Source organism: Corallococcus interemptor (genome assembly GCF_003668875.1).
Lineage (GTDB): Bacteria > Myxococcota > Myxococcia > Myxococcales > Myxococcaceae > Corallococcus > Corallococcus interemptor.
This window is the reverse complement of record NZ_RAWM01000047.1, coordinates 1-22761: the sequence shown is the minus strand read 5'-3', so window position 1 is coordinate 22761 and position 22761 is coordinate 1. Positions and strand designations below refer to the sequence as shown.

The 22761-nt window shown below is 68.7% G+C and carries 16 protein-coding genes; 11 read left to right on the top strand and 5 right to left on the bottom strand.

All coding sequences use genetic code 11. The features are described from left to right. Window positions 1-194: 194 nt before the first annotated feature. The 3 genes from D7X96_RS40990 (at window position 195) to D7X96_RS18770 (ending at window position 7645) form a co-directional block, all read left to right on the top strand. Complete coding sequence (locus D7X96_RS40990) at window positions 195-4928, top strand: DNA topoisomerase 3 (RefSeq protein WP_244219642.1); 4734 nt, start codon at window positions 195-197, stop codon at window positions 4926-4928. Window positions 4929-5145: 217 nt separating this feature from the next. After that, window positions 5146-6540, top strand: a complete 1395-nt coding sequence (locus D7X96_RS18775) for an MBL fold metallo-hydrolase (protein ID WP_121770353.1) — start codon at window positions 5146-5148, stop codon at window positions 6538-6540. 289 nt (window positions 6541-6829) lie between these two features. Further along, complete coding sequence (locus tag D7X96_RS18770; protein ID WP_120550577.1) at window positions 6830-7645, top strand: matrixin family metalloprotease; 816 nt, start codon at window positions 6830-6832, stop codon at window positions 7643-7645. Window positions 7646-7731: 86 nt separating this feature from the next. On the opposite strand, the gene D7X96_RS18765 is transcribed toward D7X96_RS18770, so the two are convergent. Together D7X96_RS18765 and D7X96_RS18760 are read right to left on the bottom strand one after the other, a co-directional pair. Next, window positions 7732-8109 carry a DUF5335 family protein gene (locus D7X96_RS18765; protein WP_120550578.1) on the bottom strand — a complete coding sequence of 126 codons (378 nt, stop codon included), beginning with the start codon at window positions 8107-8109 and terminating at the stop codon, window positions 7732-7734. Window positions 8110-8230: 121 nt separating this feature from the next. Beyond that, a complete protein-coding gene (locus D7X96_RS18760) occupies window positions 8231-9382 on the bottom strand; it encodes an AAA family ATPase (RefSeq protein ID WP_208647338.1) in 1152 nt (383 codons plus the stop codon). A 224-nt stretch (window positions 9383-9606) separates the two neighbouring features. On the opposite strand from D7X96_RS18760, the gene treZ reads away from it, so the two are divergent. The 4 genes from treZ to D7X96_RS18740 all read left to right on the top strand — a co-directional run bounded on the left by treZ (window position 9607) and on the right by D7X96_RS18740 (window position 14895). Next, window positions 9607-11454 carry a malto-oligosyltrehalose trehalohydrolase gene (gene treZ / locus D7X96_RS18755; protein WP_121770352.1) on the top strand — a complete coding sequence of 616 codons (1848 nt, stop codon included), beginning with the start codon at window positions 9607-9609 and terminating at the stop codon, window positions 11452-11454. A gap of 149 nt (window positions 11455-11603) precedes the next feature. Next, complete coding sequence (locus D7X96_RS18750) at window positions 11604-12851, top strand: discoidin domain-containing protein (protein ID WP_120550581.1); 1248 nt, start codon at window positions 11604-11606, stop codon at window positions 12849-12851. 129 nt (window positions 12852-12980) lie between these two features. After that, on the top strand, window positions 12981-14411 hold the full coding sequence (locus D7X96_RS18745) for a M20 family metallopeptidase (protein ID WP_120550582.1): 1431 nt from the start codon (window positions 12981-12983) through the stop codon (window positions 14409-14411). Window positions 14412-14475: 64 nt separating this feature from the next. Then, window positions 14476-14895 (top strand): VOC family protein, encoded by a 420-nt coding sequence (locus D7X96_RS18740; RefSeq protein WP_121770351.1) that lies wholly within the window; start codon window positions 14476-14478, stop codon window positions 14893-14895. Window positions 14896-14902: 7 nt separating this feature from the next. On the opposite strand, the gene D7X96_RS18735 is transcribed toward D7X96_RS18740, so the two are convergent. The 3 genes from D7X96_RS18735 to D7X96_RS18725 form a co-directional block, all read right to left on the bottom strand. Further along, window positions 14903-16519, bottom strand: a complete 1617-nt coding sequence (locus D7X96_RS18735; RefSeq protein ID WP_121770350.1) for a serine/threonine protein kinase — start codon at window positions 16517-16519, stop codon at window positions 14903-14905. A 130-nt stretch (window positions 16520-16649) separates the two neighbouring features. After that, window positions 16650-17411, bottom strand: coding sequence for an ABC transporter permease (locus D7X96_RS18730; RefSeq protein WP_014393340.1), 762 nt, complete (start codon window positions 17409-17411; stop codon window positions 16650-16652). Between the two features lie 26 nt (window positions 17412-17437). Further along, entirely contained in the window at window positions 17438-18379 is a 942-nt protein-coding gene (locus D7X96_RS18725; protein ID WP_120550585.1) for an ABC transporter ATP-binding protein, read from the bottom strand. A 192-nt stretch (window positions 18380-18571) separates the two neighbouring features. Here D7X96_RS18725 and ettA point away from each other — a divergent pair, with 192 nt between their 5' ends. The 4 genes from ettA (at window position 18572) to D7X96_RS18705 (ending at window position 22572) form a co-directional block, all read left to right on the top strand. Then, window positions 18572-20251 (top strand): energy-dependent translational throttle protein EttA, encoded by a 1680-nt coding sequence (ettA, locus tag D7X96_RS18720; RefSeq protein WP_120550586.1) that lies wholly within the window; start codon window positions 18572-18574, stop codon window positions 20249-20251. A gap of 72 nt (window positions 20252-20323) precedes the next feature. After that, window positions 20324-21481 carry an AAA family ATPase gene (locus D7X96_RS18715; protein WP_121770349.1) on the top strand — a complete coding sequence of 386 codons (1158 nt, stop codon included), beginning with the start codon at window positions 20324-20326 and terminating at the stop codon, window positions 21479-21481. Window positions 21482-21539: 58 nt separating this feature from the next. Beyond that, entirely contained in the window at window positions 21540-22238 is a 699-nt protein-coding gene (locus D7X96_RS18710; protein ID WP_244219641.1) for a hypothetical protein, read from the top strand. A gap of 64 nt (window positions 22239-22302) precedes the next feature. Beyond that, window positions 22303-22572, top strand: a complete 270-nt coding sequence (locus D7X96_RS18705; protein ID WP_158626601.1) for a DUF3349 domain-containing protein — start codon at window positions 22303-22305, stop codon at window positions 22570-22572. Window positions 22573-22761 lie beyond the last annotated feature (189 nt).

Here is a 22761-nt window from a genome sequence, read left to right as displayed (position 1 = left end):
GATTTCCGTTTTGATCGGACCCATCGCTCTTTGTTGTTCGTGGCCACGGCCCCCTGGTGGGGAGGCGGGCGTGACGGAGCGGGACAGGGGGGGCCTGGCCATGTCAGCCTCTCGCGATAGGGAAGGGTAGGGACGCGCACGGTGGGGAGCCCGACCCCGCGGGTGGGCGGCCAGGGGCGGGGAGGGGACAGGTCATGAGGTGGGATGAGATGGGCGAGTCGCCCGGATGGGACAGGTCGGTGTCGCGGGACGCGAGCATGGACGGTGGGACGGCTCGCGGTGGGCGGGGCTCCGTCCTCGCGGTGGTGGCGGAGAAGCCCGCCGTGGCGCGCGACATCGCCCGGGTGCTCGGCGCCACCGAGCGCGGCGAGGGCTTCCTTCGCGGCAACGGCTACGTCGTCACGTGGGCCATTGGCCACCTGGTGGGCCTGGCCCAGCCCCATGAGATTCGCCCGGAATGGAAGAAGTGGCACCGCTCGCAGCTGCCCATGCTGCCGGCGGACTGGCCGCTGGTGGTGTCGGATTCCACCAAAGGTCAGTTCGAGGTCGTCCGCCGCGTGATGAACGCGCCGGAGGTGTCCGGCGTGGTGTGCGCCACGGACGCGGGCCGCGAGGGCGAGCTCATCTTCCGCTACATCTACGCCGCCGCCGGGTGCCGCAAGCCGGTGCGCCGGCTGTGGGTGTCCTCGCTCACCGAGCGAGCCATCCGCGACGGCTTCCAGCACCTCAAGGACGGCAAGGAGTACGCGCCGCTGGCGGACGCCGCCATGGGGCGCAGCCGCGCGGACTGGCTCGTGGGCATGAACCTGTCGCGCCTCTACACGCTGGCCAGCGGCACCTACGGCAGCATGCTGTCCGTGGGGCGCGTGCAGACGCCCACGCTGGCCATGGTGGTGGAGCGCGAGTTGGCCATCCGCGACTTCGTGCCCCGGGACTACCTGGAGGTCGTGGCCACCTTCTCACCGCGCGGCAAGGGCGCTCCCGTGGGAGCGCGCTACCAGGGCACGTGGTTCCGCTCGGGGCCGGACGGCAAGCCGGTGATTCCTCCGGGCTTCGAGTCCGTGCGCGAGGCACGCCGGCTGGACGCGGACGGCGTGGAGGCGGGCCGGGTCATCGACCGCGTGCGGAGCGGCAGCGCGGTGGTGGAGTCGCTGGATGCCGAAACGAAGCGGATGCCGCCGCCGCTGCTCTACGACCTGACGGAGCTGCAGCGCCACGCGAACCGGCTGTACGGCTTCAGCGCGCAGCGCACGTTGGAGGTCGCGCAGGCGCTCTATGAGAAGCACAAGCTCCTGAGCTACCCGCGCACCGCGAGCCGGCACCTGTCGGCGACCGTGGCGGACACGCTGCCGGAGGTGGTGCGCGCCATCCAGGCCCCGTACCACGAGGACCTGGCGCCGGGCACGGGCGAGCGCCCGCTGGGCAAGCGCTACGTGGATGACTCGAAGGTGACGGACCACCACGCCATCATCCCCACGCCCATGCCGGCGTCCGGCGTGCGGCTGTCTCCGGACGAGCAGCGCCTCTACGACCTGGTGTGCCGGCGCCTGCTCCAGGCGTGGCACGAGGACCACGTCTGGAAGGTGACCACGGTCATCACCGCGGTGACATCCAAGGGGGACACAGGGCCCGTGGTGGACCGCTTCCACAGCGCGGGCACGCAGGTGGAGAAGGTGGGCTGGAAGGTCCTGGACGTGGGGGGCGGGCAGAAGGCGCCGCGCCTCAAGCCCGAGGGCAAGAAGGGCGCGGACAAGGACAAGGAGGACGAGCCGGACGACGAGCCGCAGGACCTGCCCGCGGGGCTCGCGCGTGGACAGGCGCAGACGGTGGAGGACGTGGAGGCGGTGAAGAAGCGCACGCGTCCGCCTCCGCGCTTCACGGAGGCCACGCTGCTGACGGCGATGGAGTCCGCCGGGCGCACGCTGGATGAGAAGGAGCTGGTGGACGCGATGCGCGACACGGGGCTGGGCACGCCCGCCACCCGCGCCGCGACCATCGAGCTGCTGCTCGAGCGCGAGTACCTGACCCGCGAGGGCAAGCGCCTGGTGGCCACGGAGAAGGGCATCCACCTCATCGGGGTGGTGCACCCGGACGTGAAGTCCCCGGTGATGACGGGGCAGTGGGAAGCGTGGCTCCAGCGCATCGAGCGCGGGCAGGGCGCGCTGGATGCGTTCATGAGCGGTATCGAGGCGTATGTGCGGGAGGTCGTGGGCCAGGCGCCCACGTCGCTGCCGCCGCTGCCGGTGGCGGGCAGTCCCGCGCTCCGGAATGAAGCCGCGGCCAACCGCTTCGAATCCGCGAGGCCGCATCCCTCGCAGGCGCCCAATGAGGCGCTGTTCCGGACCCGCGAGGCCGCGACCGCCACCGTCCAGTCCGCGGCCCGCGCCAACACCGCGAGCATGGCGGGAGATGGCTCCCGCGCGAGTGGCGCCTTCGGCCACGGTGCGGGCCCTTCCGTCCACGGTGCCGCACGGTTCGCGCCAGGCGCTCCCGCTCACGGAGACGCAGGCGGATGGACGGGAGCGGCCTCCGGCAACACGGCACAGGCCCTGTCGCCGCGCGTGCAGGAGCGTCCTCCCAACATCCCCTCCGCGGAGGTGCGCACCGCCTTCGTGCAGGCCTCCTCCGAGGGCTTCGGCCGCGCCAAACGTCAGCCCCAGTCCGTGAACATGGGCAGCGCCCGGCCGGAGCGCGTGCACCGTGCTCCCACGCCGCCGGACAAGCTGCGCGGCCTGCTCAAGGAGGCCTTCGGCTTCAACGACTTCCGTCCGTACCAGGAAGAGGTCTGCCGCGCGGCCACGTCCGGCGAGGACCTGCTGCTGGTGATGCCCACGGGCGCGGGCAAGTCGCTCTGCTATCAGCTGCCGGGCCTGGCTCGCGCGGGCACCACCGTCGTCGTCAGCCCGCTCATCGCGCTGATGGAGGACCAGGTGCTGCGGCTCCAGTCGCTGGGCTTCGCCGCGGACCGCATCCACTCCGGCCGCGACCGGGCCACCTCCCGGCAGGTCTGCGCCGAATACCTCGAAGGCCGCCTGGACTTCCTCTTCATCGCCCCGGAGCGCCTGGGCGTCCCCGGCTTCGTGGAGCTGCTGGCCCGCCGCACGCCCTCGCTCATCGCCATCGACGAGGCGCACTGCATCTCGCAGTGGGGCCATGACTTCCGTCCGGACTACCGGCTGCTGGGCTCGCGCCTGCCGCTCTTGCGCCCCGCTCCCGTGGTGGCGCTCACCGCCACCGCCACGCCGGACGTGCAGAAGGACATCGTCCAGCAGCTGGGCCTGCGCGGCTCGCGGGGCGGCGCCGCGCACACCTTCATCCACGGCTTCCGCCGCACCAACATCGCCATCGAGGTGCGCGAGCTGAACCCGGGCGCTCGCGGCGACGCCATCCTGTCCCTGCTCAAGAACCCGGCGCACCGGCCCGCCATCGTCTACGCGTCCACGCGCAAGCACGCGGAGCAGTACGCGGACCTGCTCGCGCACGACTTCCACACCGCGCCGTACCACGCCGGCCTCCAGCCCCAGGAGCGCGACCGCATCCAGGCCGCGTTCCTCAAGGGCCACCTGGAGGTCATCGTCGCCACGACGGCGTTCGGCATGGGCATCGACAAGCCGGACGTGCGCACCGTCATCCACGCCGCGCTGCCGGCCAGCCTGGAGGGCTACTACCAGGAGCTGGGGCGCGCGGGCCGTGACGGCAAGGACTCGCGCGCGGTGCTGCTCCACGCCTTCGTGGACCGGCGCACCCACGAGTTCTTCCACCGCCGCGACTACCCGGACCCCTCCGTCCTGGAGCGCATCTACCAGGCCACGTCCAACGAACTGGAGCCCAAGGCCTCCATCCAGGCCCGCGTGCGAGGCGACCCCGAAATCTTCGACAAGGCGCTCGAACAGCTGTGGATCCACGGCGGCGTGGAGATGACCCCGGACGAGGACGTGCGGCGCGGCCGCGCGGGCTGGGCCGTGGCGTACATCGCGCAGCGCGAGCGCAAGCAGCTGCACCTGGAGCAGATGGGCCGGTACGCGGAAGCGCACGACTGCCGCATGCGCCACCTGGTCGCGCACTTCGGCGACGTGCAGGACTCCGGCGCCGCCTGCGGCCTGTGCGACGTCTGCGCCCCCGAGTCCTGCGAGGTCGTCCGCTTCGAGGAGCCCTCCGCGATGGAGTTCCACTCCCTGGGCCGCATCCTGGAGGCCCTGCACGCGCGCGACGGTCAGGCCACCGGACGGCTCCACCGGGAGCTCTTTGGCGAACAGCTCCACCGCCGCGACTTCGAACGGCTCGTGGGCGGCCTGGTGCGCGCGGGGCTGGTGCGCCTGGACTCGGATTCCTTCGACAAGGACGGCCAGGTCATCCAGTTCCAGCGGCTGTCCCTCACGGACACCGGCCGCCGTGCCCGCGTCATCGCCCCCGGACAGGTGGTGCTCCCCCAGGCGCGCGAGGTGGCCACCAAGAAGCGCAAGGGACGCACGGCCGCCGGTGGCGCGAAGCGCACCGCGCGCAAGAGCGCCTCGCCCCGGGGACGCGCCCAGGGGCGCCGCGGCAGTGCCTCCGGCGACGCGGACTTCAGCCAGGAGCCCTTCCCCTCGGAAGCGCCCGCCCGCGGCGGCTGGAAGGCGCGCGCCCCGTCGGAGGTGTCACCTGGCCGTGGGGCCAAGGCCTCCTGGAACGCGTCCCGCCCCGCGCCGCCGGACTTCGAGCCGGCCCCGGCGTCTCCCGCCCTGGTGGCCACCCTCAAGGAGTGGCGCCTCACCGAGGCCCGCAAGCGCAAGGTGCCAGCCTTCCGCATCCTCACCGACCGTGTGCTGGACGCCATCGCCAGCGCCCGGCCGTCCAGCGGCGCGGAGCTGATGTCCATCCATGGCGTGGGCCCCACCCTCGCGGAGCGCTACGGCCCGCAAATCCTCTCGCTCGTGTCCCGGCGCTGATCCGCGTGTCGCCCGGTGGACAGGGGCGCGCGGATCCGCTGCCTGCCGTCCGCCTCGAACCGCCTGACAAGGGAAAGCCCTTTCCTGGGCCGCAGGCGCGGACAGCGACCGGCCAGGCATGGAAGCTTGTTTCCCAAGCTTGTAGGCAAAAGTCCGGGTGCCACCTTCTCGTCCACACGCGCATTGGGAGCGGCGTGAGGGGTCAAGGGGGCGCGCAATGGAGCTGGGCTTCGAGACGATTGGCAACGCCACACTCATCTGTCACGACAACGGTCCGGTGCTGGTGACCGACCCCTGGACGGACGGGGACGCCTACTTCGGCAGCTGGACGCTGTCCCATGAGATTCCGGACGAGCAGCGCCAGGCCATCCTGGATTGCCCCTACGTGTGGCTGTCCCACGGCCACCCGGATCACCTGAGCATGGCGTCGCTGGAGAAGCTGCGCTCACGCACGCTGCTGGTCCCCAACCACGTGGGCGGCCGGATCCGCGACGACCTGCGCGAGGCGGGCTTCAAGGTCCAGGTGCTCCAGGACCGCGAGTGGACGCGCCTGTCCCCGCGCATCCGCGTGCTGTGCATCCCGGACGTGAACCAGGACGCGGTGCTGCTGGTGGAGGTGGGCGGCCGGCTCATCGTCAACCTCAACGACGCGGGCGACCGCGGCCAGGGCCGCTTCGTGCGCCGGGTCATCAAGGAGTACAGCGAGACGTACCTGCTGGCCCTGTCCGGCTACGGCGACGCGGACATGATGAACTTCTTCACGGAAGACGGGCGCCGCATCCTCCCGTACGCCGCGGCGAAGACGCCCGTGGGACAGACCATCGCGCGCATGGCGGAGACGTACGGCGTGCGCTACTTCGTCCCCTTCAGCTCCATGCACAAGTACCAGCGCGCGGACAGCGTCTGGTGCTCCGAGTACACCACCACGCTGCCGGACTACGCGCGGGGCTTCACCTCCACCACCTGCGAGATGCTCCCGGCCTTCCTGCGCCGCGACTTCACCAACGACGCCTCTGTCTCCATCAACCCGAAGGAGCGCGCCATCAAGCCGGTGGACCCGAAGGACTTCGGGGATGACTGGAGCGAGCGCCTGGAGGCGGACGAGGTGAAGCAGCTGGAGCAGTACTTCCGCGCCGTCGAGCACCTGGGCACGGTGATGGACTTCCTGCGCTTCCGCGTGGGCGGCCAGGAGCACGTCATCGAGCTCAACAAGCGCCGCTTCCACAAGGGCATCACCTTCGAGGCGCCCCGCAACTCGCTGATGACCGCCGTGAAGTACCAGGTGTTCGACGACCTGCTCATCGGCAACTTCATGAAGACCACCGTGCACGGCGGCTTCGGCAAGGGCAGCCTCTATCCGGACTTCAGCCCCTACGTGGCCAAGTACGCGGACAACGGCAAGGCCCGCACGGCGGCGGAGCTGCGCAACTACTTCAACGAGTACAAGAGCCGCGACATGGTGGGCTACCTGCGCCACCAGCTGGATGCCCACTGCGTGCGCCCCCTCCAGCTTCAGTCCGCGGAGCTGCTGCGCACCCTCCTGCCCCCGGGCTCCAACACCTTCCGCATGGCCAAGGAGACCTACTGGAAGATGCGCCGCGCCATCCTCTAGAAACTGACTGAAGTCAGGACACCCCGCTGTCCATTCCTCGGACAGCGGGAGGCCCCCGGGAAAACATAAATCATTCAGGGGGGTTGGGATTGTAAACGTCACGTTAAGTGACGGTTGACGGGGGCGGGGCTGGTGCGAAGCTGCTCCAGCTATCCTCGCGTTTCCCGTTTTTCTCCTGGGAGGGGGCGTTGGCCCGGCAGTTGCTCACTGCCCCGGCGCGCGGCCGCGGCTGGCGGGAAGGCCAGGCGGTGGTAGCGCATCCCTCGAAGCACCCAGGAAGAGTCCCCCAATGCTCAAGTTCCGCTCTGTTGCGATGCTGGCCGGTGTCTCGATGCTGCTCGGCGCGTGCGGTGGTCCCGAGTCCGCGCAGGAGCGCGAGGTCAAGCCCACGTGGGAGGAGTTCAAGGCGAGCGCCTACCGTGAGCCGTGGGAGGGCGGAAAGTACATCGTCAACGGTGACGAGGCGCTGGAGTCCGAGGAGGAGCTGGAGGCCTACTTCCGCAACGTCGTCGAGGCGCAGCTGGGCCAGCAGCAGGACGGCCTGGCCGTGTACTACATCGGCGGCGACATCAAGTGGAGCAGCACCCAGAAGCTGAACCTCACGTACTGCATCAGCAACAACTTCGGCACCAACAAGACGAAGATGGTGAACGCGATGGCGAGCGCGACGGCGGCCTGGGAGGCCACGGCGAACGTCAACTTCACCTACCTGTCCCAGTACGACGCGTCCTGCACCGCGTCCCAGTCGGGCGTGCTGTTCGACATCCGTCCGGTGTCGGGCCAGTCCTACGTGGCGCGCGCGTTCTTCCCCAACTCCAGCCGCTCCGGCCGCAACGTCCTGGTGGACAGCAGCGCCTTCGGCAACCTGTCGCCCTGGACGCTGACGGGCATCCTGCGTCACGAGCTGGGCCACACGCTGGGCTTCCGTCACGAGCACACCCGCTCCACCGCGAGCGGCTGCTACGAGGACAGCCAGTGGCGTGCGCTGACCTCCACCTACGACCGCGCCTCGGTCATGCACTACCCGCAGTGCAACGGCACCCAGACGGGCGACCTCGTGCTGACCACCCTGGACAAGCAGGGCGCCCGCGCGCTGTACCCGTGATGAGCTGAGCCGTCACGGCTTGCTTGAAGGGCCTGGGGCCGGTGGGAGCGTCTTCTTCGACGCGCCCGTCGGCCCCGCGCCGTTTTTCAGAAGCGGGCGGAGATCTCCTCGGCCTCCGAGGGGCGCTCGAAGAAGACGAGCGTCTTGCCGCCGCGCTCGCCAATCTCCAGGCACTCCAGCTCCCCCGTCTGCGAGTCCAGCTCCGCGTAGAGGTGGTCCGGTTCGAGGATGCGGTGGGTGATGCGCTCGTTCTCGCGGCCCACGATGATCTGCACCGCGCCGGAGTCGCTGCCCTTGGTCTCCAGGGTGATGTCCACCAGGGGCAGGCGGTCCGCCAGGGGCTGGTCGCCGGTCTCCGCGTCGATGGACTCCACGCGCACCCACCGGGTGGCGTCCTGCCTGCTGATGCCGGAGAGGTAGCTTGCCCACTCCTCCCGGGGAATCTGCTGGTTGATGTGTGCCATGGGCCGCCTCCGCGCGTTGTGTGCCTCAACCGTAAGGCGTCTGACTCGCGGGTGAAGGACGGGCCCGGCTGAACGATGCTCCGGGGGCCCCGCGGACCGGGCCCCGGTACGTCGGCTGCTCTCAGTCGCGCACGGCATGCACGGCGTCGTCCTTCAGCACCAGGCGTACCGTGGCGGCCTTCCCATGGCCGAAGTGCTCGTACGCGGCCTGTTCCAGCACGGGGGCCAGGGCGGTGCGCAGGCCGCGGGCGCCCGTCTCGCGCTTGAGGGCGCGCGCGACAATCCACTCACGCACGGCGGGCTCCACGGTGAGCTGGAGTCCTTCGTGGGCGAACTCGCGCTCCCAGGTGCGCAGCACGTTGTCCTGGAGGATGTCCCCCAGCGTGGCCGCGTCCAGCGGGCTGAAGGACACCAGCCGGTTGAAGCGGCCAATCAGCTCCGGGATGAAGCCGTAGCGCGCGAACGCGGTGGTGTTCTCCAGGTGCTCTTCCGTGATGCGCGTGGCGATGGACTCCAGGTCCTTCTGGCCGCCCTTGCCGGGCTCGCGGCCAAAGCCCACGCGCTCCACGTGGGCCATGGTCTCCGCCGTGCCCCGGAAGCCGCTGAACGCACCGCAGGCGATGAAGGTGATGCAGCCCATGTCCAGGGACTCGGCGCGGATGCGGCTGGTGAAGCCGAAGTCCGGCGGGAACGTGGCCTGCGCCGCGGAGAGCAGGTGCAGCAGGCTTCGCTGCACGCCGAAGCCGCTCACGTCCTTGGTGGTCTGCTGGCCGGAGAAGCGGCTGTCGGAGCGGCTGGTGGCGAGCTTGTCGAACTCGTCCATGCAGATGACGCCGCAGGCGGCCCAGGCCGCGTCGCGCTCGGCGGCCTCGTACAGGCGGGAGAGCAGGGTGCTGACGTCGTCGCCCACGTAGCCCGTTTCGGAGAACTGGGTGGCGTCCGCGAGCACGGTGGGCACGCCCAGGATTTCGCGGAACATCAGCTCCACGAGGAACGTCTTGCCGGAGCCGGTGGGGCCCAGGAAGAGGGCGTTCTCGCGGGTGCCGGGTTCGGGCTCCAGCCCTTCCAGATACAGCCGGCGGATGCGGCGCAGGTGCCGGTAGGCCAGCACGGAGGCCGCGCGGCGGGCCTCGGACTGGCCCCGGTAGCCCAGGTCTCCCAGGCGCGCGTCAATCTCCTGGGGCGACAGCACCTCCAGCGCGGCCACGCGCTCCTGGACGGGCGGGCCTTCGGGGAAGGCGGAGGGCATTTCGACGCCGGAACGGGGAGACATCGCGGTGGGCTCCAGGAGGGGCGGGCTCGGCGCTGCCCATCATCCGGGACGGGCCCGGGCGCCACAAGCCATCCCCCTGCCATCCCCTGGAGCGGAGGGCGTGCGCCCCTCCGTCCGCCGGTCCGCACTCATAGCCCCCGAGAGGTCGGCCCGTGAACAGCGGTGGGCCTTGGGGGCAAGGGGTGCTCCCAGGCTCGGCGCGCGCGCATTAACAGGGACCCGACATGGCTCAATCGACTGAAGCACGGTCTCAAGCGCCCCGGCTGGGTGCGTGGGCAGAGGGTTCCTCGGTGCGCTGGCGCGTCTGGGCGCCCGGCCACAAGGGCGTGGACGTCGTCCTCTACGACGCGGAGGACCGCGTCCTGCGCAAGGTGCCGCTCACGCCGGAAGCGGATGGCTGCTTCGGCGGCGCGCTGCCGGACCTGGCGGAGGGCACGCGCTACAAGCTCAGCGTGGACGGCGGCGACCCGTTCCCGGATCCGTGGTCCCGCTCGCAGCCCCAGGGCGTGCACGGCCCGTCCGAAGTGGTGGGCTCCGACCATGGCTGGACGGACTCGCACTGGAAGGGGCCGGATCCGCAGGCGCTGGTCATCTACGAGGTGCACGTGGGCACCGCCACGCCGGAGGGCACCTTCGAGGCCTTCATCCCGAAGCTGGCCCACCTGCGCGAATTGGGCGTCAACACGCTGGAGCTGTTGCCGGTGGCCAGCTTCCCGGGCGCGCGCAACTGGGGCTACGACGGCGTGGACCTCTTCGCGCCGCAGGCCACGTACGGTGGGCCCAGGGGCCTGCGCAGGCTCATCGACGCGGCGCACGCGCACGGCATCGCGGTGCTCATCGACGCCGTCTACAACCACTTCGGTCCGGACGGGAACTACCTGCGCGCGTACTCGCCGCACTACTTCACCGGCAAGCACCACACGCCCTGGGGCGACGCGGTGAACTACGACAGCGAGGGCAGCCGCTTCGTGCGCTCGCTGGTGCTCTCCAACGTGGAGATGTGGATCCGCGACTACCACGCGGACGGCCTGCGCCTGGACGCGGCGCACGCCATCGTGGACGACGGCCAGCCGCACCTGCTCGCGGAAATCGTCGAGCGCGCCCACGCCGCCTCCGCTTCCGGCCGCCGCGTCGTCGTCATCGCCGAGGACGAGCGCAACGAGCGCAAGCTCGTCACGCCCGCGTCCGAAGGCGGCTACGGCCTGGACGGCGTCTGGGCGGATGACCTGCATCACCAGCTGCGGCGCGCCTTCGCGGGGGACCACGAGGGCTACTACCAGGACTACACGGGCAGCGCGGAGGACCTGGCCGCGACGCTGCGCCAGGGCTGGTTCTACACGGGCCAGAAGTCCAGGAACCTGGGCCACGCGCGAGGCACGGACCCGAAGGGGCTGGGGCCGTGGCACTTCGTGCACTGCATCCAGAACCATGACCAGGTGGGCAACCGGCCCTTCGGCAACCGCCTGTCGGAGGACGTGTCTCCGGCCGCCTACCGCGCCATGAGCACGCTGCTGCTGATGTCGCCCTTCACGCCGTTGCTCTTCATGGGCCAGGAGTGGAACGCGCGCACGCCGTTCCTCTACTTCACGGACCACAACGCGGAGCTGGGCAAGCTCGTCACGGAAGGGCGCCGCAAGGAGTTCGCCGGCTTCTCCCGCTTCAAGGGCGAGGAGGTGCCGGACCCGCAGGCCCGCGACACCTTCACGCGCTCCACGCTGGACTGGGGCGAGCTGGACAACGCGGAGGCCGCGGGCGTGCACACGCTCTACAAGGAGCTGCTGCGCCTGCGCGCCACGGAGCCCGTGCTCACCAGCCGTCAGGGCACGCACGACGCGCGAGCGCTGGGGCCGGACGCGTTCGTGCTGGAGCGCCGGGCGGAAGGGGACACGCTGCTCATCGTCGTGAACCTGAAGGGCTCGCTGATGCACACGCTGAACCCGCGCGCGAGCGCGGGCATCGTCATGTGGAGTGAGAACCCGCGCTATGGCGGCACCGTGGCGGCGTCTCCGCTCACCGGTAACGTCCTGCACCTGGATGGCCCGTCCGCGGCGGTGGTGAAGCTGCGCGAGTAGCCCGCACGCAAAGGCAGACACGGTTTCACGCGCGGCCCGTCTCCTGGAAGCAGGGGAGCGGGCCGCCGCTGTTTCAGTCCGTGAAACACGCCCGGACAAGGAATGCCCTCGGGGGTGGGCCGGTACTCGGCCGCCAGGAGGAAGCACCTGTGTCCCAATCCCATCCATCGCTCACCCTCGCGAGCGCGCTCCTGCTGCTCGGGTCCGCCGCACCGGCGCTCGCCGCGTCGGGCTTCACCGCCGTCACCGCCAGCGGGAACGACGGCAACCCGCCGTCCGCCACCATCGACGGCAACCTCACCACGCGCTGGTCCAGCGACGGCGTGGGGCAGTGGCTCCGGGGCGACCTGGGCAGCGTGAGGTCGCTGTCCGCGGTGGACATCGCCTGGCACCGGGGCGACGAGCGGACCAACACGTTCGTCCTGACCACGTCCACGGACGGCACCACCTGGTCCACCGCCGTGTCCACGACGTCGTCCGGCACCACCGCGAACCTCGAGCGCTACGGCTTCACCGCGCGCAACGCCCGCTACGTGCGCGTCACCGTCAACGGCAACTCCGTCAACACCTGGGCCAGCATCGCGGAGTGGGCCGCCATCACCTCCGCCGCCACGCCCACGGCCGGCAAGGACCGCTTCGGCGTCACCATGCTCTACCCCTCGAAGTCCGGGGGCGAGGCGTGGACGCTGGCGGACAACGCGCTCGCGGACGCGCGCTTCGACCCGCAGGACACGATTACCCGCAACAGCGACGGCTCCTGGAAGATGAAGGACAAGCAGGTGCGGATGAGCGTCTTCACGTCCACGGGCTACGACGACCGGAAGATTCCCACCTACGACCGGGACGTGCTCGCCAGCCGCGGCTACATGCAGGCGCCCAACGACTGGAAGAACATCGAGATGACCGGCTTCGTGAAGGTCAACGCGGTGGCGGACGTGAAGGACAACTTCGCGTGGTACGCGCGCGGCGGGAAGCACAACGGCGACCACTCCGGCTGCGAGGGCAGCAGCTACAAGGCCGGCCTGCACTACGACGGCCGCGCCCGCTGGGAGAAGGAGACCTGGCACGTCTCCTACGAGCAGACGCCCTACGTCACCGCCACCTCCGCGCTCAAGGGCCGCTGGGTGGGCTTCAAGGCCGTCATGCGCAACGTCACCGTCAGCGGCCAGACGGCCGTGAAGCTGGAGCTCTACGTCAACGAGAACGCGGACCGGGTGACGTGGAAGAAGGCCTACGACACCACCGACGCGGGCAGGTGGGGCGGCGATGCGCAGCACTGCGGCGGCGCGGTGCCGGCCGCGCCGATTACCTGGGGCGGCCCCATCGCCGTGTTCCGCTGGGACAACGCGACGGACGTGGACTTCAAGTGGCTGAGTGTCCGCGAAATCCAGCCCTGAACCCCGCGTGAAGACGGGCTCGCGCGCGGTCTGACGCAGGACGGCAGGCCGCGCGCCGGGCGGGCGGGGAGGCCCGGCACGGGGCTTTCCATCGACAGGGGGCGCCGGGCTGGGCAGCATGGCGCCGCCATGAACGTCGACCAAGCCCTCGCCTCGTCCGAGCGCATCTGGGAGCAGGAAATCCTCCCGGCGCTGGAGCGCTACATCCGCATCCCCAACAAGTCGCCTGCCTTCGACCCGGACTGGGTGAAGTCCGGCCACATGGAGCAGGCCGTCCAGCTCATCGCGGACTGGTGCCGCGCGCAGGCCCAGCACCTGCCCGGGCTGACGGTGGAGGTGGTGCGGCTGAAGACGGCGGACGGCAAGGACCGCACGCCGGTCATCTACATGGAGGTGCCGGGCACGCGCGGTGACGACACCGTGCTCTTGTACGGCCACCTGGACAAGCAGCCGGAGATGACCGGCTGGCGCGAGGACCTGACGCCGTGGACGCCCAAGCGCGAGGGCGACAAGCTCTTCGGCCGCGGCGGCGCGGATGACGGCTACTCCGCGTTCGCGTCGCTGTCCGCGCTGCGGCTGCTCAAGGAGCAGAACGTGCCGCACGCCCGCTGCGCCATCGTCATCGAGGCGTGCGAGGAGAGCGGCAGCTACGACCTGCCCGCGTACATCGAGGCGCTGGCGCCGCGCATCGGCAAGCCGTCGCTGGTGGTGTGCCTGGACTCGGGCTGCGCGAACTACGAGCAGCTGTGGATGACCACCAGCCTGCGCGGCATGGTGGCCGGCAACCTGCGCGTGGACATCCTCACGGAGGGCGTGCACTCCGGCGACGCGACGGGCGTGGTGGCGTCTTCCATGCGCATCATGCGGCAGCTCTTGTCGCGCGTGGAGGACGAGTCCACGGGCCACATCAAGGTGAAGGAGCTGCACACGGAGATTCCGGAGGGCCGCCGTCAGCAGGCGAAGGCCGCCGCGCAGACCCTGGGCGAGGACCTGCACACGAAGTTCCCCTGGGTGGAGGGCGCGCGCCCGGTGACGACGGACGGCACGGAGCTGGTGCTCAACCGCACCTGGCGTCCGGCGCTGGCGCTGACGGGCGTGGACGGCGTGCCGGGGCTGGCGAGCGCGGGCAACGTGCTGCGCCCCTTCACGACGTGGAAGCTGTCCATGCGCATCCCGCCGCGCGTGGACCCCAAGGCGGCCGCGAAGGCGCTGAAGGAGACGCTGGAGAAGGACCCGCCGTACGGCGCGAAGGTGTCGTTCGACGGGGACAAGGCGTCGGTGGGCTGGGACGCGCCGCCGCTGGCGGGCTGGCTGTCCAAGGCGGTGGAGTCCGCGTCCAAGTCCTGCTTCGGCAAGCCGGCGATGGCGATGGGCGAGGGCGGCACCATCCCGTTCATGGGCATGCTGGGCGAGCGCTTCCCGGAGGCGCAGTTCCTCATCACGGGCCTGCTGGGGCCGGGCAGCAACGCGCACGGGCCCAATGAGTTCCTGCACATCCCCACGGGCAAGAAGCTGACCGCCGCCGTGGCGAGCGTCGTCGCGGAGCACTTCAAGCGGTAGCCATGCAGCACCGGAGGACGGGGCCGCGAATGCCCCGTCCTTCGATGACCTTCTGGAGCACGCCATGCCGAGCAAGCCCCGCCGCACGGGCCACGTCCGCGCGCAGCCCCTCATCGCGGTGCGCGACGTCGAAGCGAGCAGCCGGTGGTACCAGGCGGTGCTCGGCTGCGAGAGCGGGCACGGCGGTCCCGAGTACGAGATGCTGCTGAACAACGGCGAGCTCGTGCTCCAGCTCCACGCGTGGGACCTGGACGAGCACGCGAACCTGATGGGGCCGGACTCGGCGCCAAAGGGGCACGGCGTGCTGCTGTGGTTCGAGACCACGGACTTCGACGGGTGCGTGGAGGCGGCGCGCGCGCTGAAGGCGGAGTGGGTGGAGGAGCCGCACGTGAACCCCAACTCGCGCCGCTGGGAGTTCTGGGCCAAGGACCCGGACGGCTACGTCGTCGTGGTGTCCGCCGAGTCGCGCGCGAAGCGCACCTGACGCGCCTTCAGCGCCCCGTCTTGATGCCCAGCGACGACCCGGCGGGCGGCTTCTTCGGCTGGGGCGCCGGACGCGCCGCCCGCTTCTGGAGCGCCACGGCCACGGAGGGCGCGTCCGCCGCGGACAGCTGCCGCGTCACCGGCTCGTAGCCGTTGAGCGCGAGCGTCACCGCCACCGACGGCTCGCCGGGCACCAGCGGCAGGGCCACCGGCGTGGTGCCGCGCTCCTCGCCCGCCACCTGCACCGTGGCGCCGGGCGGCTCGCTCGTCACCATCAGGCGCACCGGCTGCGGCGCGGTGTCCTCCGGCGGCGCGGGACGCGGGGGCGTCTCCGGCGCGCGGCCCTGCACCTCTTCCGGAGGCCGCGTGGCCACGACGACCGGGGGCGGCGTCGCCGTCTCCGGGCCGCCGCGCACCAGCACCACCGCCGCGCCACCCACCACCAGCGCCACGCCGCCCACCACGAAGGGCAGCCAGGCCGCGCGCCGCTTCGGAGGCTCCGGCATCAGGGCCGCGGTGTTGCGCGTCTTCTCAGGCTCCACGCGCGTGGGCGGACGGGACGGGGGGCCCACCAGCTTCGACGCGCGGGACGAGCTCTGCCCCCGCGCACCCGACGTGGGCATCCCGTCGCGCGAGGAGTTGGACTGCGAGTCCAGGTCCACGTCCTCGGCCAGCTGATCCAGCTTCGCCGGATCCGCCTCCGTGGCGATGCGGTCCGCGTACAGCTCCCGCAGGTACGCGGCCAGGTGCGCGCTGCTGGACGGCAGCCGCAGGTTGAGCGCCCAGTCCTCCAGCGCCAGCCGGAACGCCGCGCAGTCCGCGTAGCGGCCCTCCGGCGTGGGGGCCAGGGCCTTGAGGACAATCTCATCCAGACCCGGAGGCAGCTTGGGGTTCAACTGTGACGGCGGAGGCACCTGGCAGTCGCGCACCAGCCGCAGCGTCATCAGGTCCGTGTCGCCCTTGAAGAGGCGCTTGCCGGTCAGCATCTCCCACATCACGACGCCGAGCGCGAACTGGTCGCTCCGGCCGTCCACCGCCATGCCGTTGGCCTGCTCCGGGGACATGTACGGGTACTTGCCCTTGAGCACGCCCGTCGCCGTCTGCTGACCGCTGGTGGCCGCCTTCGCCACGCCGAAGTCGATGACCTTCACGCCGCCGTCGAACCCGACGAGCACGTTCTGCGGAGACACGTCGCGGTGCACCAGCTTCAGCGGCTGGCCGTGCCCGTCCCTCGCACCGTGCGCGTAGGACAGGCCCGCCGCCGCGTCCGCGATGATGCGGACCACCAGGCCCACCGGCAGCGGGCGCTCCTGCTGGCGCGCGAAGCGGTCCAACCGGCGCACGTCCTCGCCCTGCACGTACTCCATGGCCAGGCAGTGCCGGCCCTCAATCTCCGTGAGGTCCAGGATGGTGATGAGGTTCGGGTGCGACAGCCGCGCCACCAGCCGCGCCTCGTCCAGGAACATCTCCAGGAACTCTTCGTCCTCGGCGAGGTGCGGCAAGATGAGCTTGAGGACGACCAGGCGCTCGAAGCCCGTCCCGTGCTCCCGAGCGAGGAACACCTGTCCCATTCCGCCCGACGCGATTTTTCGAAGCAGCTCGTATTTCCCGAAGACCACCGCCATGGGTGTCCGAGAGGATACCGCGCTTTCTCAGCGGGCGGGAAACAGCCGACTTCCAAAAAGACAGAGCACCTGTCCACCAGGGAGGGGCCCGCCTTCCTACCCGTGAAGGCGGCAGGCGGGCTTCTGGCGTCTAGGCCTTCATCTTGTACCCGGAGCGAAGCACCGCGTACGTGACGCCCGTCGCGACCGCCGCCGTGACGGCGAGGATGGCCCCACCCACCAGCGGTGAAAACAGGCTGCTGCCCAGCATGCCGTAGCGCAGCCCCTCCACCATGTAGACCATGGGGTTGAAGAGGCTGATGTGGTTCCACGGCGAGGGCAGCTCCCGCACCGAGTAGAAGACGCCGCCCAGGAACGTGAGCGGCAGCATCACGAAGGTGGGGAAGAAGTTGATCTGCTCGAACTTCTCCGCCCACACGGCGGCGAGCATGCCCAGCACGCTGAACACGTAGCTGGACAGCAAGAGGAAGTAGAGCGTCGCCAGCGGGTGCTCCAGGCTGAAGCCGGAGAACACCGCCGCCACAATCCACGTGAGCAGGCCCACCACCAGGCCGCGCACCATGGCGCCGCCGATGAAGCCCACCATCAGCTCACCGGGCCCCAGCGGCGCCACCAGCAGGTCCACCACCGTGCCCTGAATCTTGGTGATGAACAGCGACGAGGAGCTGTTGAGGAACGCGTTGTTCGCGATGCCCAGGAACACGAGGCCCGGCACGATGAAGTGCAGGTACGGGTGGCCCTCCACCTCGTGGATGCGGCCGGAAATCGAATAGCCGAAGACGATGAAGTACAGCGTGGTGCTGATGAGGGGCGAAAGGACGGTCTGGCCCGGCACGCGCATGAAGCGCCGGACCTCCTTCGCGAACAGCGTCTGCATCCCGAGGACGTTCATGGGGTGTTTTTCGAAGGGGCTGGGTTTCAGGCGGCCTGCGAGGGGCGGCCACGGAGGATTTCGATGAGCACGTCTTCCAGGCGGGACCGGCGCGTCTCCACCTCCGCGATGGGCAGCCCATCCGCGTAGAGCGAGCGCAGCAGTTCACCGGAGGGCGCGCAGTTGTCGCGCTCCACGTACGTGAGGGTGCGGCCGTCGGCGGACAGGCTCGCGGCGAAGCGCGTTCCCGCGGCGGGCATGGCGGCCTGCGGTTGGGAGAACGTGACGACCAGGCGCTTCTCCCCGAAGCGGCGCAGGAGCGCGGCCTTGTCCTCGGTCATGAGGAGGCGGCCTTCGTTGATGATGCCCACGCGGTCCGCCAGCTCCTCGGCCTCTTCCAGATAGTGCGTGGTGAGGACGATGGTGGTGCCCTCGCTGGCGATCTTCTTCACGTACGTCCACAGGTCGCGGCGCAGCTCCACGTCCACGCCCGCGGTGGGCTCGTCCAGGAACACCAGCTTCGGCTTGTGCACCAGCGCCTTGGCGATGAGCAGCCGGCGCTTCATGCCGCCGGACAGGGCGCGCGTGAGCGAGTCCTTCTTGGCCTGGAGGTTGAGCGCGGTGAGCACTTCATCAATGCGCGCGTCGTCGCGGGGCTGGCCGTAGTAGCCCTGCTGGATGCGCAGGGACTCCGCGACGGAGAAGAACGGGTCGAAGTTGATCTCCTGTGGCACGAGGCCCACCTGGTAGCGGGGCCCGGTGGGGTCCTGGTCCAGGTCCTTGCCGAAGACCTTCATGGTGCCAGCGGACTTCTTCACCAGGCCGCACACACTGCCGATGAGGGTCGTCTTGCCGGCGCCGTTGGGGCCCAGGAGGGCGAAGATTTCACCGGGGCGGATGGTGAGGTCCACGGCGTGGAGGGCGGTGAACTTTCCGTAGGCCTTGGAGAGGCCCTTCAGCTCCAGGGCGGGGGGCGTCGGCTCTGACATGGGGCGCTTCCTCTAACACCTTCGAATCGGGTTCGCAGGTCAGCGAGCAGCCGTTTTCGCTCCTGGACGTGTGACGCGCCCCGTCCAACCGGACACGGGGCCCTGTGCAGGTGCCTTGAGCCGGATGGGGCTCCCTGCTATCCGCTGGCCCCGCTCACGACTTTTTGGCGAATCCTCAGGAGGCCTTCCGCCATGGCCCAGAATTTCATCTTCACGATGCAGGACCTGCGCAAGGTCAAGAACGGCAAGGACATCCTCAAGGGCATCTACCTGTCCTTCTTCCCGGGCGCGAAGATTGGCGTGATTGGCCCCAACGGCTCCGGCAAGTCCACGCTGCTGCGAATCATGGCGGGCGTGGACACGGAGTTCTTCGGCATCGCGAAGCCGGACCCCACGGTGAAGGTGGGCTACCTGGCGCAGGAGCCGCAGCTCGAAACGAAGCTGGACGTGAAGGGGAACGTGGAGCTGGGCCTGAAGGAGATCCGCCAGGCGCTGGACCGCTTCAATGAAGTGAGCGCGAAGTTCGCGGAGCCCATGGACGACGCGGCCATGGAGAAGCTGCTCGCCGAGCAGGCGAAGCTGCAGGACTTCATCGACGCGAACAACGGCTGGGAGCTGGACCGCACGCTGGAGATGGCGATGGACGCCCTGCGCCTGCCCCCGGGCGACGCGGACGTGACGAAGCTGTCCGGCGGTGAGAAGCGCCGCGTGGCGCTCTGCCGCATCCTCCTGGAGAAGCCGGACCTGCTGCTGTTGGACGAGCCCACCAACCACCTGGACGCGGAGAGCGTGGCGTGGCTGGAGCAGGCGCTGAAGGCCTACACGGGGACCATCGTGTGCATCACGCACGACCGGTACTTCCTGGACAACGTGGCCGAGTGGATTCTGGAGCTGGACCGCGGCGAGGGGGTGCCCTGGAAGGGGAACTACTCCAGCTGGCTGGACCAGAAGCAGAAGCGGCTGGAGCTGGAGGAGAAGTCGGAGAGCCACCGTCAGAAGACGCTCAAGCGCGAGCTGGAGTGGGTGCGTGCGTCTCCGAAGGCGCGTCAGGCGAAGAGCAAGGCGCGCATCGCGGCGTACGAGGACCTGCTCAACCAGTCGCAGGAGAAGCGCGAGCCGACGGGCGAGGTGGTGATTCCGCCGGGCGAGAAGCTGGGCGGTCTGGTGGTGGAGGCGAAGGGGCTGCGAAAGGCGTACGGCGACCGCCTGCTCATCGACGACCTGAACTTCAAGCTGCCGCCGGGTGGCATCGTGGGCGTGATTGGTCCGAACGGCGCGGGCAAGACGACGCTGTTCCGGATGCTGACGGGCGCGGAGAAGCCGGACGCGGGCGAGCTGCGCGTGGGCGAGACCGTGAAGATGGCCTACGTGGACCAGAGCCGCGACGCGCTGAACGGTGACAACACGGTGTTCCAGGAGGTGAGTGGCGGCCTGGATCACCTGGACCTGGGCCGAGCGGGCCAGATGCCCAGCCGCGCGTACCTGGCGGGCTTCGCGTTCAAGGGGCAGGACCAGCAGAAGCGGGTGAAGGACCTCTCCGGCGGCGAGCGCAACCGGGTGCACCTGGCGAAGATGCTGAAGGAGGGCGGCAACCTGCTGCTCCTGGACGAGCCCACGAACGACCTGGACGTGGAGACGCTGCGGAGCCTGGAGGACGCGCTCTTGAGCTTCGCGGGCTGCGCGGTGGTCATCAGCCACGACCGCTGGTTCCTGGACCGCATCGCCACGCACATCCTGGCGTTCGAAGGCGACAGCAAGGCGTTCTTCTTCGAGGGCAACTTCGAAGACTACGAAGCGGACAAGAAGAAGCGCCTGGGCCCGGACGCGCTGGAGCCGCACCGCATCCGCTACCGCCCGCTGACGAAGAGCTGAGATTGCGGTGTGCTGGACTCCGCCCTGTGAGTGATTCCGGGGCGGAGGTGTCGTCGGGAGGAGGGTGCACGCGTGATCGAGAAGGTGCAGTTCCGCAACTTCAAGGCGTACCGTTCACTGGACTTGGAGCTGGAGCCGTTCACCGTGCTGGTGGGGCCGAATGCTTCGGGCAAGACGACGCTGCTGGAGGGGCTGCGCATGCTCTCCACTAATGGAGCACCAGCTCTTGCAAAAAACTCACCTCGAGTTCCCGTAATTGCGTCGAATCTCCGCTCGTTCGGTTCTGATCAGCCCATTGAGTTGATTTTCCACGGCCAATGGGGACGAGCACCGGGAAGAATACACCTTCGGGGCAATGCATTGAATGAGCGTGGGGTAGTGCACCCTGTTTCTGGAGAGTGGGCAGGAAAGACCTTCTCATTCTCAAAGCCAGTCGTGCTTTCAGCTGCTTCGCGCCGACAAGAGGAATTGCGCTTTTATGAGAAGCTGAAGATGGAGCTGCGGGCGACTGCTGTCTTGCGTTTTGAGACGGCAAAGCTGGCGGAGTCGTCATACAGTGAAAGCGCAATACCCGAAGTTTCTAGTGATGGGTCAGGTTTGGCTTCGGCTCTGGCATACCTGAAGCTAAGCCAGGAGGAATTGTTTCTAGAGATAGAGTTGTCGCTTAAAAAAATCGTTCCGTCGGTTCGAAGAATTCGAATTGAACGTGCTGCGGTGGAACATTCTACGCAACGGACGATTGCCCTCGACGAGCATAAGACTCAGATTTCCGAAGAGCGGTTGCTTTGGGGAAATCGGGTTGTCTTGGATATGCAGGGTGCCAAAGGAGTGCCAGCAGACTCCGCAGGTGAAGGAACCTTGATGGTTCTTGGGCTTTTGACTGTTTTGTTGGGAGCCAAGAAGCCTCGATTGGTGTTGCTTGACGATATTGAGTTGTCGCTCCATCCTGTGGCACAGGGGAAGCTCATTGAAGTCTTGCGCGCCATACAGAAAAACGATCCCGAGCTGCAGATCGTGGCGACCAGCCACTCGCCCTTCATCCTGAACTACCTAAAGCCGGAAGAGATCCGGATGACCTTCCTGGCGGAGAACGGGTTCGCCCGCTGCGAGAAGCTCACCGCACATCCTGAGTTCGAGAAGTGGAAGGGCCTGATGAGCCCCGGCGAGTTCTGGAGCACTGTGGGCGAGAGCTGGATTGCCAAGGTGCCTGCGTCCGCGCCGCATGAGTGAGCCTGCTTACGAATTTGGCGTCGTCTGCGAGGCCCCGGCTGACCAGGATGCAGCCTGCTTGCTCGCAGACCGAGTCCTTGTCCAAGAAATCGACTGGCTCGAAACTGAGATGCTGGACATGCAGCGTCAATGGCGCGGGCTAGAACCCACGACTTCGTTCCTTCGTTGGGATGATGTGGGGGACGAGGCTGTCCGTGCGGGCTTCAAACATGCTGTGTTTGGTCACTTCGCTGGTGAGCCGGGAGCGCCCGATGCACTTTCCGCTCGCAAGGCCCTGCTGCTGTTTGCTGCCCTGGATAGGCAACCCGACGCGGTCCTTCTCGTTCGTGATACCGACAAGCACTCTGTTCGGCGCAAGGGACTGGAGCAGGCTCGCGCCGACAATGCTTGGCCATTCGAAGTCATTATCGGCGTGGCGGAGCCCAAGCGTGAATGCTGGGTGCTGGTTGGGTTCGATGCTCGCGAAGGGGAAGAAGAAGCTCTTGAGAAACTTGAGCGGCGACTCTCCTTCCATCCGGTGCGTGACGCTCACCGACTGACTGCAAGTGAGCACGGCGCGAAGAACGATGCCAAGAGGGCTCTGAAAGAACTCATACGCGAGGATCCGACGCGTGAGCGCGAGCGTGAGTGCCTGCGTGACACTCCGTTGGAGACACTGAGGCAGCGCGGTGAACGCGTCGGACTGACTCAGTTCCTGTCCGAAGTCAGCGACCGACTGGTCCCTGTGATGGACGGTTCCCTGCGCGGTGGGAAGTAGACTTCAAGGTCTCCTCCACTGCTGTCCAGCTGAACGGAACGCCATGGATCTTCACCCCAGCCTCATGAGCACTGTGGCTCTGATCAAAAGGGCCTTCCCTGACGGCGTAATAGAGGCGGACTACCTTGCCCTGCTGACCGTGCTGTATCCACATATGTCAGATAGGGCGCTCGCGAAGGTCGTGGGTCACTTGATAGGGCAGGATTATCCGCTCGTCATGAATGACATCTGGGGTGTCGGGGGCGGCTCCAAACCCGCGCCTCCGGATGCAGTGGCCGCAGTTCAAGCCCGGCTTGTTACTGCGGGTCTTGAGGAGTGGATCAAGGAAGAATGAGCCATGCAAGAGCGTCTACTCATTCGTGCCGTGGTCAGACTCTTGAAGCCTGAAGAGGGTGGCCCCCTGTGTCAGGGAAGTTGTCGCCTCGGCTGAGTGGCCGGGATGACCACGCCTGGGGGCGAGAGCAGGCAGGACGCAGTGGCGTACACGGATGCATTCAAGTCGCAGATGGTGAAGCGGATGGTG